This is a genomic window from Neisseria sp. P0006.S004, from assembly GCF_051963015.1.
In the GTDB taxonomy this organism is placed as follows: domain Bacteria; phylum Pseudomonadota; class Gammaproteobacteria; order Burkholderiales; family Neisseriaceae; genus Neisseria.
This window is the reverse complement of the sequence record NZ_JBQCUS010000037.1, coordinates 1-271: the sequence shown is the minus strand read 5'-3', so window position 1 is coordinate 271 and position 271 is coordinate 1. Positions and strand designations below refer to the sequence as shown.

Sequence of the window (271 nt, the reverse complement as noted above, 5' to 3'; positions counted from 1 at the left end):
ACCCGTTTCGAATATGCCGGCAACGGTCTGTTGCTGTCGGTAACCGATCCGAACGGCAGCAGTACCGCATACCACTATAACGAAAACCATCAGCCCGACCGGATTACCGACTGTTCGGGTTACGAAACCAAACTCTCTTACACCCCCGAAGGACAGCTGGCGCGTATTACCGATGCGCTGGGACAGCACACCGAATACCACTACGACACCAATCAACACCTCACCCTCGCCCTCTATCCCGACGGCAGCAAGGAGACCTTCGGCTATGATG

The 271-nt window shown here is 55.7% G+C and carries 1 pseudogene; it reads left to right on the top strand.

The annotated features are described in order from the left end of the window. Nucleotides 1-271: pseudogene (locus tag ACTHR2_RS10585) on the top strand (RHS repeat family protein); the annotation flags it as partial.